Genomic DNA, 10,377 nt, shown 5'->3' on the forward strand with positions numbered 1-10,377 from the left:
GGCCTCCCCGTCCTTGCGCGCGGCCACCTCGCCCATCCCGGCGACCACGTCCTGCGGTACGCGCAGCGCGGCGATCCGGACGATCTCGGTCTGCCGGCCGGGCAGCGGCACCCGGGCCACCACCGCCGAGACCGGCGTCCCGCCGAGCGTCGCCGCGACCCGCTGCGGGGTCAGGTACGCCGCGAAGGACACCAGCGCGTACGTGCCGGTCGCCGGCCCTCCTGCGTCGGTCAGCCGGGCCAGCTCGTCGGCGGCGGCGCGCAGGTACGCCGGGACCGGGTCGCCGGCCGCCACGCCCACCCGGGTCACCTCGCCGACGGTCCGGTCACCGACGGGCTCGCGCCGCCCCGCCCGGGCGGCGGCGAGCAGCACCGCCACCGCGCAGAGCAGCGCCACCCAGGTCAGCACCGCGCGCTCGGCAGCCCGCGGCGCGGCGATCGGTCGGCGGGCACGGGTCATCCCCTCGTCGGGCGGTCGGCGAGTCGGCGGGGCCGGGTCAGTCGCGCAGGATCTCCAGCGCCCGCGCCAGGTCGTCCGGGTAGTCGCTGACGAAGGTGACCTCGTCGCCGGTGCGCGGGTGCGCGAAGCTCAGCGAGCGGGCGTGCAGCCACTGCCGGCTCAACCCGAGCCGGGCCGACAGGGTCGGGTCGGCGCCGTACGTGATGTCGCCGACGCAGGGGTGGCGCAGGGTCGAGAAGTGCACCCGGATCTGGTGGGTGCGCCCCGTCTCCAGGCGGACGTCGAGCAGGCTCGCCGCCGGGAACGCCTCCAGGGTGTCGTAGTGGGTGATGCTCGGCTTGCCCCCGCTGACCACCGCCCAGCGGTAGTCGTGGTGCGGGTGCCGGTCGATCGGCGCGTCGATGGTGCCGCGCAGCGGGTCCGGGTGGCCCTGCACCACGGCGTGGTAGCGCTTTTCCACCTCGCGGTACTTGAAGGCCCGCTTCAACGCGGTGTACGCCTGCTCGCTCTTGGCCACCACCATGATCCCGGTGGTGCCGACGTCCAGCCGGTGCACCACGCCCTGCCGCTCGGCGGCGCCGCTGGTGGAGATCCGGTGGCCGATCGCGGCGAGGGCGCCGATCACCGTCGGGCCGGTCCAGCCGGGGCTGGGATGGGCGGCCACCCCGACCGGCTTGTCCACCACCACGATGTCGTCGTCGGCGTGGACCACGGTCAGGCCGGGCACGGCCTGCGGGACCACGGTCGGCGGGGCGACCGGGGCGGGCAGGGTCACCTCCAGCCAGGAGCCGGCCTTCACCTTGTGCGAGTTGGCCCGGACGGTGCCGTCGACCAACGCGTCGCCGGCTTCGACCAGGGCCGCGGCGGCAGTCCGGGAGAGCCCGAAGAGCCGGGACACGGCCTGGTCCAGCCGCATGCCGTCGAGGCCCTCCGGCACGGGCAGGGAGCGGTGGTCGCCGCCGGCGGCGAAGGCCGAGGTCATGCCCGCCCCCGCTGCTCGCTGCCGGTGGCCGCGCCGTCGCCGGACTCCGGCCTGCCGGCCGGCTCGGCGGCGGCCCGGCGGCCGTCGCGCTGCCGGCCGGTCAGCTCCAGCAGCACGGCCAGGACCACGCCGCAGACCAGGGAGCTGTCGGCCAGGTTGAACACCGGCCACACCTGCCCGTACGGGTCGAACAGGCTGATCATGTCGACCACGTGCCCGACGAAGTGGCCGGGCGCGCGGAAGATCCGGTCGGTGAGGTTGCCGAGCGCCCCGCCCAGCACCAGGCCGAGGGAGACGGCCCACGGCAGCGACCGCAGCCGCGCGGCCATCCAGGCGATCCAGCCGATCACCCCGATGGTGATCAGCGGGAAGACCCAGGTGTGGCCGGAGCCGATGCTCCACGCCGCCCCGCTGTTGCGGGTCAGGGTCAGGTAGACCGTGCCACCGAGCAGCGACACCGGCCCCCGGCCGGTGAGCGCGGTCAGCGCGAGCTGCTTGGTGACCAGGTCGGCCAGGAGCGCGACCAGGGCGACGCCGAGGAGGACCCCGACCGCCCGGCGTCGGGGCGTGCCGCCGCCCGACTCAGCGGTGCCGGTTCCAGCGGGCGGTGCTGCGGTCATCTGCTCCCCATCGACGCTCTCGGCGGTGATCCCTCACCGTCTCCACTCCGCCGCCGGGGAGCGGGCCTAGCGCCGCTCCTCCAGCTGCTTGCAGGTCACGCAGAGGGTGGCCGACGGGAAGGCGGCGAGCCGCTCCACCGGGATGGGGTTGCCGCACCGCTCGCACCAGCCGTAACCACCCTCGTCGAGCCGCTCCAGGGCCCGCTCGACCTGCGTGATCCGCTCCAGAATGCTGTTGGCGAGTGAGATCTCCTGCTCGCGCTCGAACGTCTTGGTGCCGGTGTCGGCCTGGTCGTCCCCGGCCGAGTCGGTCAGCCGGTCGCGCTGCAGCTCGGTGATCTCGCTCAGCGTCTGATCGTACTCGGCGCGCAGCTCGTCGCGCCGGGCCGCCAGGGCCGCCCGGATCTTCTCGGTCTCCGCCGCGCTGCGGGTGGCCTTCGCCACCGGCTTGCGGCCGGCGGTCCTGGTATCGGCTGGCTTCGCCATCGTCAGCTCCCTCGGCCGCGGATGCGCGGCGGTCGGCGGTGCGGTGCTTGGGCAGGGGCCACCGCACTGGGTGTCCCCCGTGTACGAAAAGGGGCGCACGGCGACCATGGCCGCGCACTCCGGAGGGTGGCAAGAATACGGAACGTACAGGCGTCCGACAACGTGCCGCACCGTTGCTCCGCGATTCAGCCCCGAACAGCCACCAATCAGGGCAAAAGGAACGCTAGCAGATTATCCGTCCCGGTCCTCGCCGTACTCGCCAAACCACCGCGCCAGCCGGCCCCGGCGGCTGACTGCCCGCAGCCGCTGCTCCACCTCGTCCCGGACCTCGGCGGTGGCGACGATGAGCAGGCTGTCGCCGACCTTGAGCCGGGTGTCCGGGCCGGGCACGAAACCCGCCCCGTCGCGCAGCACCAGGGTCACCGAGGCCCCCACCGGCAGCCGCAGCTCGTCCACGTGCACCCCGCCGAGCCGGGAGCCCGGCGGCACCTCGACCTGGAGCAGGTCCGCGCGCATCCGCTCCAGCGGGGCCGTCTCGACCCGGATCTCGGCCGCCTCGGCCGGGGCGGTCACCCCGAGCCGGCGGGCCGCCGGGGCGAGCGTTCCGGCCTGCACCAGGGTGAAGATCACCACCAGCACGAAGACCGCGTCGAAGAGCCGGTCCGCCCCCGGGACCCGCCCGGAGAGCGGGATGGTGGCCAGCACGATCGGCACCGCTCCACGCAGCCCGGCCCAGGACAGGAAGGCCTGCTCCCGCAGGCGGACCCGGAACGGCAGCGCGGAGACCGCCACCGACAGCGGGCGGGCGGCCAGCACCAGGGCCAGGCCGGCCACCACCGCCGGCAGCACCGCGGCGTCCAGCCGGCCCGGCGACACCAGCAGGCCGAGCAGCACGAACAGGCCGATCTGGGCCAGCCAGGCCAGCCCGTCGGCGAAGCCCAGGATCGCCTGGCGGTGCGGCAGCCGGGCGTTGCCGAGCAGCACCCCGGCGACGTACACGGCCAGGAAACCGGAGGCGTGCAGCACCGCTCCGGCGGCGTACGCGAGCACGGTGAAACCGACCACCGCGATCGGGTAGAGCCCCGCCGAGGGCAGCGCCGCGCGGCGCAGCGCCCACCGGCCGGCGATCCCGGCCGCCACCCCGACCGCCGCGCCGGCAGCCAGCTCGTACCCGACCAGGAGGACCTCGTACCACCAGGGGTGGGCGGCGGGGCCGGCCCGGGACAGCAGCACCACCAGGATGACCACCGGGGCGTCGTTCATGCCCGACTCGGCCTCGAGGGTGGCCACCAGCCGGGGCGGCAGGCGCAGCCGGCGCAGGGTGGCGAAGACGGCCGCCGCGTCGGTGGAGGAGAGCACCGCGCCGTAGAGCAGCGCCAGCCGCCAGTCCAGGCCGAGCAGCAGGTGAACCACCAGCCCGACGACCAGGATGCTGACCACCACGCCCACCGTGGAGAGCGCGGCGGCCAGCCCGAGCACCGGCCGCAGGGTGCTCCACCGGGCGCTCAGCCCGCCCTCCGCGATGATCACGATGAGCGCGCAGAACCCGAGCACCCGGGTCAGCTCGACGTCGTCGAAGCGGATGCCCAGGCCCGCCTCGCCGATCGCCACCCCGAGCGCGAGGTAGACCAGGAGGCTGGGCACCCCGAGCCGGGTGGAGAACCGCACCGCACCCACCGCCACCAGCAGGACGGCCGCGCCGAGCAGCAGCGCGAGATCCAGCCCGGCGCTCATCCGCGGCCGGCCCGGGCGGCCCTCACTCGGCCGATCCGTCGCGCAGCCGGCGCAACACCCCGGTCAGCTCCGACGGCGGGCGCTCGATCAGGAAGAGCTTGTCGCGGCTGGCCGCGCCGGTGCGCAGCGAGACCGCCGCGGCCCGGACGCCCAGCGCGTCGGCGAGGGCGCGGCGGGCCGCCTCGGTGGCCCGGCCGTCGACCGCCGGGGCGTTCACGGCGATCACCAGGGCCGGCCCGTGCGGTCCGTCGAAGCGGCCGCCGACCCGGGCCCGCGAGGCGCCAGGCTTCACCCGTACGGCGACGGTGAGCGTCTCGTCCACGGCCATCCGCGTTCAGGCCGGACGCGCGTCGTCGAGCAGGGCGAGGTCCGGCGAGCAGTACGCGCACGGCGTGAAGCCCAGTTCGACCGCCTCGGAGACGGGCAGCGGCTCGTCGTCGCGGCCGACGAGGTGCGGGCAGTCGGCCAGGTGGTAGCGCGGCCGGCCGTCCACCACGCGTACCTCCGCGTCCAGCCGGGCGACCCGCGCGGCCTCGTCCGGCGACACCTGCTGGACCGGCGGCTCGTCCGGGAGCGGCCCCTCGCCGGCCGGCGAGGTGGGCGCCGGCGAGTCGAGGAAGGGACCGTCGACGCGCGACGGCACGTCGACGAAGCCCACCCGGGCGTCGTCGAAACCCGGCGGCACGTCGTCGGCGCGCGGACCCCGTTGGGTCGGCGGGGCGAACGGGTCGGCCGCCGGCGGCTCGGGCGGTTGCCGCCACCCGGGTCCGTCGGAGCCGACCGTCGAAGGAACGTGCTGGACCGGGATCCCCGGCTCCCCGGGCGGGGGGCCGTACCCGGTCGGCGTGCCGACCGGACCGGTCCGGGTGCGGTTGCGCGGCCCGGTGCCCCGGTCCGTCGTCGCCCGGGTGGCGGCTGCCTGGCGGGCACCCACGACGAGGGCGACGGCGGCCAGCAGGCTGGCCGCGATGGAGGTGATCAGCAGCGCACTGGACCCGCCGGCCAACCCGGCCACCAGGAGCACGGCGGCGACGAGGATGAGCAGGACGCTGGCGACTATCACGGCTCACCCCCGCCGCATCGGGTCGGTCTGCGAGCGGTCGGCGGCCGTCGCGGGGACGGCCGCGACGCCGGGATCAGCGACCGGACTCGAGCGAGCCCGAGCGGCCGCCACCGTACGAGCCGGCGAGGCCGGCGGCGGCGAGGCCGTTGCTGCCGCCACCGGAGCGATTGCCGTCGGCGCGGTTGACCTCGGCCTCCAGGCCCTGGGCCCGGCCGTCGAGGTCCCGCAGCTGGCTCTCCAGGTACGCCTTGAGCCGGGTGCGGTACTCCCGCTCGAACTGCTTGAGCTCCTCGATGTGCTTCTGCAGCGCGGTGCGCTTGGCGTCCAGGCCGCCCATGGCCTCCTGGTGCCGCTGGCGGGCGTCCCGCTCCAGCGCGTCGGCCTTGGCGCGCGCCTCGCGGGTGACCTCCTCGGCCTTGGAGCGGGCCTCGGAGAGCAGCTGGTCGGCCTCGCGGCGGGCGTCCGACACGTGGTCGTCGGCGGTCCGCTGGGCCATCATCAGCACCCGCAGCGCCTGCTGCTCGCCGTCAGCGCCGGCGGCCGGGCCGCCCTGGGCGCGGACCTGCTCCAGCTCGGCCTGCATCGCCCGGGCCGCCTGCTCGGCGGCCGCCTTGTCGCGCTGCACCCGGTCCAGCTGGGCCTTGACGTCGTTGAGCTCGGCCGCGAGACGGGCGTCGCCGCCGGGGCCGGCGGGGGCGGGGCCGCGACCGCCGCGCTCCACCTGGGCGCGCAGCTCGTTGTTCTCCTCGATCAGACGGGCGAGCTCGCGCTCGACCTCATCCAGGAAGGCGTCGACCTCCTCCTCGTCATAGCCCCGCTTGCCGATCGGCGGCTTTTTGAAGGCGACGTTGTGGACGTCGGCCGGGGTCAGCGGCATCGAAACTCCTCGGGTCAGTTGCGGCCGCGAAAGCGCGCGCTGGTCAGGAGAAGTTCCTGATCAGCGGATCTAACACGAACTCCATCAGCACGAACAGGATAACCAGGAGCACAAGGGAGGCCAGGTCGATGCTCACGGTACCAATTCGCAGTGGTGGGATCACACGCCTCAACGTCCGCAGAGGCGGATCAGTGACGCTCCACACCGATTCCAGTCCCGCCGATGCTCCCCGTCCTGGTTGCCAGCGGCGACCGTACGCCAGAACGGCTCCAAGGACAAATCGGGCTAAAAGCACAAGCAGGAAGAGATAGGCGAGCAGATACAGCACCTGGAACAGGATCGACAACACGGCAGGCGACGTCCCTCGGTCGGGCGGGCTAGCTCAGGCTGAAAAAGCCGCCCTCAGCGATCTTGGCCTTGTCCTCCGCGGTGACCTGGACATTGGCCGGTGAGAGCAGGAACACCCGGTTGGTCACGCGCTCGATCGTACCGCGCAGTCCGAACGCCAGCCCGGCGGCGAAGTCCACCAGCCGGCGGGCATCCGCCTCGTCCATCTCGGTGAGGTTGATGATCACCGGCACCCCGTCGCGGAAGTGCTCGCCGATGGTGCGCGCCTCGCGGTAGGTGGTGGGGTGCAGCGTGGTGATCTGGTAGCGCTGCTCCTCCTCCGCCACCACGGCCCGCTCGCGGGGCTGGACCTGCGGCGCCAGGGCGAGGTTGTCCCTGGTGTGGTAGGTCAGCGCCCCCGAGGTCTCCCCGGCCCCCGACCGGGTGATCGACCGGACGCTCGACCGCTCGACCCGCTCCGGCCGCTCGCCGTCGGCGCGGTCGGCCTCCGCCGCCCGGCTCGAGGCGCGCTCGGTCAGCCGGCCCCGGTCACCGACCCGGGACCGGGCCGGCGGCTCCTCCGACTCGTCGTCCTCCTCGTCGGCGAACTCCTCGGAGTAACGACTCGACCGGTAGCGCGAGTCACGGTAGCCACCCTTGTCGTAGCCACCGTCCTCGTAAGCCCGCTCGTCGTCCTCCTCGACCAGACCGAGCCAGACCCCCGCCTTGCGCAGTGCACCCATCCCGCGCCCTTCCGTCCGCCGTGCGGCACGCACCCCCGTGCCGTGTCGCTTGATCACGTGTGGACAACGATGCCCACCGGACCGGATCAGCAATCCCCCTGGCGTGCGATTCGCGGTCCGCCCGCCATGGCCCCCCACAACGGGATGCCGTTCCTGAACAACACTGATGTAATTTGCTTCTTTCGCGGTCAGGCTACCGCAGCGTGGGGCGCATTCCGAGCAACGCGCTGCCGACGCGGACATGTGTCGCGCCGTATCCGATCGCAGTTTCCAGATCCCCGCTCATTCCGGCGGACAGCATGGTCGCCGCCGGATGCCGCCGGCGGAACCATTCCGCCACCTCTCCCAGCCGGGCGAAGGCCCGCTCCGGTTCCCAGCCCAGCGGCGCCACCGCCATCAGCCCGCCCAGCCGCAGCGCACCCGCGCCGGCCACCGCCTCCGCCACCGGGCCGAGACCGCGGTCCGGGTCGACCGAGTCCGGCAGCGCTCCGCCCCGGGCCGGGTCCCCGTCGATGCTGACCTGCACCAGCACGTCCAGCGGCCGCTCCCGGTCCGGAGTCGCCGCCGCCGCGGCGTCCAGCGCCCCGGCCAGCCGCACGCTGTCGACCGACTGCACGACGTCGGCGTACCGGACCACCGAGCGGCACTTGTTGCGCTGCAACTGGCCGATGAAGTGCCAACGCGGTCGCACCCCGGCCGCCGCCACCTCGGCGGCCTTGGCGGCCGCCTCCTGGTCGCGGTTCTCCCCCACGTCGGCGACGCCCAGCGCGGCCAGGGCCAGCACGTCGCCGGCCGGGTAGGTCTTGGTCACCGCGATCAGGGTGACCTCGGCACGGTCCCGGCCGGCGGCGGCACAGGCGTCGGCGATCCGGGCCCGCACCCGGGCGAGCCCGGCCGCGAGTTCGGCACGCCGGTCCGGTCGTACCGTGGCTGGTGTCTCCGTCATCGGCGCGGCTCAGGAGCCGTTCTTCAGGAAGTCCGGCACGTCCACGTCGTCGAAGAGCACCCGGCGCGGCGACTGCTGCGGCGCCGGCATGGTGGCCGGCGGCGCGACCGGCGTGCCGGGCTGGGCCGGCTGATTCTGGTTCGGCTTGCGGACCGGCTCGGCCGCCTTGTACGAGGGCGTGCCCCCGTCGAAGCCGGCCGCGATCACGGTGACCCGGACCTCGTCGCCGAGCGCGTCGTCGATGACCGCGCCGAAGATGATGTTGGCCTCCGGGTGCGCCGCGTCGGTGACCAGCTGGGCCGCGTCGTTGATCTCGAACAGGCCCAGGTCGGAGCCGCCGGCGATGGAGAGCAGCACGCCCCGCGCGCCGTCCATGCTCTGCTCCAGCAACGGGCTGGAGATGGCCGCCTCGGCCGCCTCGACCGCGCGGTTCTCGCCCCGGGCGCTGCCGATGCCCATCAGCGCGCTGCCGGCACCGCTCATCACGCTCTTGACGTCGGCGAAGTCCAGGTTGATCAGACCGGGCGTGGTGATCAGGTCGGTGATGCCCTGCACACCGGAGAGCAGCACCTGGTCGGCGGTCCGGAAGGCGTCCATCATGGAGATGTTGCGGTCGCCGAGCGCGAGCAGCCGGTCGTTCGGGATGACGATCAGTGTGTCGCACTGGTTGCGCAGCTCGTCGATGCCGGACTCGGCCTGCACCTGGCGGCGCTTGCCCTCGAAGGAGAACGGCCGGGTCACCACGCCGATGGTCAGCGCGCCGAGCTTGCGGGCGATGTTCGCCACCACCGGGGCGCCGCCGGTGCCGGTGCCGCCGCCCTCGCCGCAGGTCACGAAGACCATGTCGGCGCCCTTGAGCACCTCCTCGATCTCGTCGCGGTGGTCCTCGGCGGCGTTCTTGCCGACGTCCGGGTTGGCCCCGGCGCCGAGCCCCCGGGTCAGCTCCCGGCCCACGTCGAGCTTGACGTCGGCGTCGCTCATCAGGAGCGCCTGCGCGTCGGTGTTGATCGCGATGAACTCGACGCCCTTGAGCCCAACCTCGATCATCCGGTTGACGGCGTTGACGCCGCCGCCCCCGATGCCGACGACCTTGATGACCGCCAGGTAGTTGTGCGGAGGTGTCATCTCCGGTCCTTTCCCTTCGAGATTGGCATGGGCCGACCCCACACGGCTTGGCCAGACCAGCGGTCGACGCAGTTCCCAGCGAGGCGGCGAGGCGAAACCCTCACCCTCTACTAGAGGCTTACAGTTATGTCAACCACTGATCCTCTTCGGGGCAACGTAAGCGCCTCCACGCCGAGAGCCAAGGACCCGCCCGGCGTGTCGCCGCCCATAGCGGGACGAGTCACGTCCCGCCCCCCGCCGCACCCCGCACCGACCGGCGGATCACTGGAAGGTGACCACGTCCGGCGCGCTCACGTCGATCGTGTCGGCCTTGCGACCGAGCAGCGCCGTCGCCACCCGCGACTTGTCCGCGCCCCGGGTGGCGTCCCCCCAGACCACCGTCCGGTCGTGCCGCAGCCGCAGCGTGATCCGGGCCAGCCCGGCCACGTCCACCGAGACCAGCTCGGCGCGCAGCTGCGGGCTCAGCGCGGCGAGCACCGTCAGCCCCGCCCGGGTGCCCGGGTCGTCGGGCCCCGGCCAGCCGACCCGGACCAGCGGCAGCCCGTCCGGGGCCCGGGGCACGCTCCGGAAGACCACGCCGGCGCGGTCGACCACGGCGAACAGCTCCCCCTGGGGCACCGCCGCCACGGCCGTCCGCTCCACCACCCGGATCACCAGCGTGCCCGGCCAGTCGCGGGAGACCGACACGCGCTCCACCGGCGCCAGGGCGCCGACCCGCCGGGCGGTCGCCGCCAGGTCCACCTTGGCCAGGGGCTGGTTGTCCGGGACCGCCGCCGCGTCCCGCACCTCGACCGGGGTGACCAGCTTCGCGCCGACCACCCGGACCTCGCGGACGCCGAACAGGCCGGTGCCCAGCACGGTCCAGGCGACCAGCCCGGCCAGGGCGAACACCCCGGCCGCCACCGCCCAGGGCAGGGCGCCCGCATCCGGCGCTGCCGGGCCCGGGCCATGAACCGCCGGGTGGACGGCGGGACCGCGTCGCTGCCGGCACGGACCAACTGCCAGCGGCCGCACC

At 74.2% G+C, this 10,377-nt stretch carries 11 protein-coding genes and 2 pseudogenes; all 13 read right to left on the minus strand.

From position 1 onward, the window contains the following. A pseudogene (locus JNW87_RS27805) lies at positions 1–459 on the minus strand (hypothetical protein); the annotation flags it as partial. Between the two features lie 37 nt (positions 460–496). Next, entirely contained in the window at positions 497–1,441 is a 945-nt protein-coding gene (locus JNW87_RS27810) for an RluA family pseudouridine synthase (protein WP_109805149.1), read from the minus strand. Further along, on the minus strand, positions 1,438–2,061 hold the full coding sequence (lspA, locus tag JNW87_RS27815) for a signal peptidase II (RefSeq protein ID WP_109805148.1): 624 nt from the start codon (positions 2,059–2,061) through the stop codon (positions 1,438–1,440). Before lspA ends, JNW87_RS27810 begins: the two co-directional genes overlap by 4 nt. Before the next feature lie 66 nt (positions 2,062–2,127). Next, the gene (locus tag JNW87_RS27820) at positions 2,128–2,547 is read right to left on the minus strand and encodes a TraR/DksA C4-type zinc finger protein (protein ID WP_007463005.1); all 420 of its coding nucleotides are present in this window, start codon (positions 2,545–2,547) and stop codon (positions 2,128–2,130) included. Positions 2,548–2,778: 231 nt separating this feature from the next. Then, positions 2,779–4,281: a potassium/proton antiporter gene (locus JNW87_RS27825; RefSeq protein ID WP_109805147.1), complete on the minus strand. Its 1,503-nt coding sequence runs from the start codon at positions 4,279–4,281 to the stop codon at positions 2,779–2,781. Positions 4,282–4,303: 22 nt separating this feature from the next. Beyond that, positions 4,304–4,609 carry a DUF167 domain-containing protein gene (locus JNW87_RS27830; RefSeq protein WP_109805146.1) on the minus strand — a complete coding sequence of 102 codons (306 nt, stop codon included), beginning with the start codon at positions 4,607–4,609 and terminating at the stop codon, positions 4,304–4,306. A gap of 6 nt (positions 4,610–4,615) precedes the next feature. Continuing rightward, a complete protein-coding gene (locus tag JNW87_RS27835; RefSeq protein WP_109805145.1) occupies positions 4,616–5,344 on the minus strand; it encodes a hypothetical protein in 729 nt (242 codons plus the stop codon). Between the two features lie 73 nt (positions 5,345–5,417). Next, positions 5,418–6,221, minus strand: coding sequence for a DivIVA domain-containing protein (locus JNW87_RS27840; RefSeq protein ID WP_109805144.1), 804 nt, complete (start codon positions 6,219–6,221; stop codon positions 5,418–5,420). Positions 6,222–6,264: 43 nt separating this feature from the next. Continuing rightward, the gene (locus tag JNW87_RS27845) at positions 6,265–6,570 is read right to left on the minus strand and encodes a YggT family protein (RefSeq protein ID WP_109805143.1); all 306 of its coding nucleotides are present in this window, start codon (positions 6,568–6,570) and stop codon (positions 6,265–6,267) included. A 28-nt stretch (positions 6,571–6,598) separates the two neighbouring features. Further along, entirely contained in the window at positions 6,599–7,291 is a 693-nt protein-coding gene (locus JNW87_RS27850; RefSeq protein ID WP_109805142.1) for a cell division protein SepF, read from the minus strand. A gap of 193 nt (positions 7,292–7,484) precedes the next feature. Further along, on the minus strand, positions 7,485–8,237 hold the full coding sequence (locus tag JNW87_RS27855) for a YggS family pyridoxal phosphate-dependent enzyme (protein ID WP_109805141.1): 753 nt from the start codon (positions 8,235–8,237) through the stop codon (positions 7,485–7,487). 9 nt (positions 8,238–8,246) lie between these two features. Further along, positions 8,247–9,362, minus strand: coding sequence for a cell division protein FtsZ (ftsZ, locus tag JNW87_RS27860; protein ID WP_109805140.1), 1,116 nt, complete (start codon positions 9,360–9,362; stop codon positions 8,247–8,249). A gap of 261 nt (positions 9,363–9,623) precedes the next feature. Further along, a pseudogene (locus tag JNW87_RS27865) lies at positions 9,624–10,377 on the minus strand (cell division protein FtsQ/DivIB); the annotation flags it as partial.

The organism is Micromonospora sp. ATA51, from assembly GCF_016802855.1.
Taxonomy (GTDB): Bacteria; Actinomycetota; Actinomycetes; order Mycobacteriales; family Micromonosporaceae; genus Micromonospora; species Micromonospora sicca.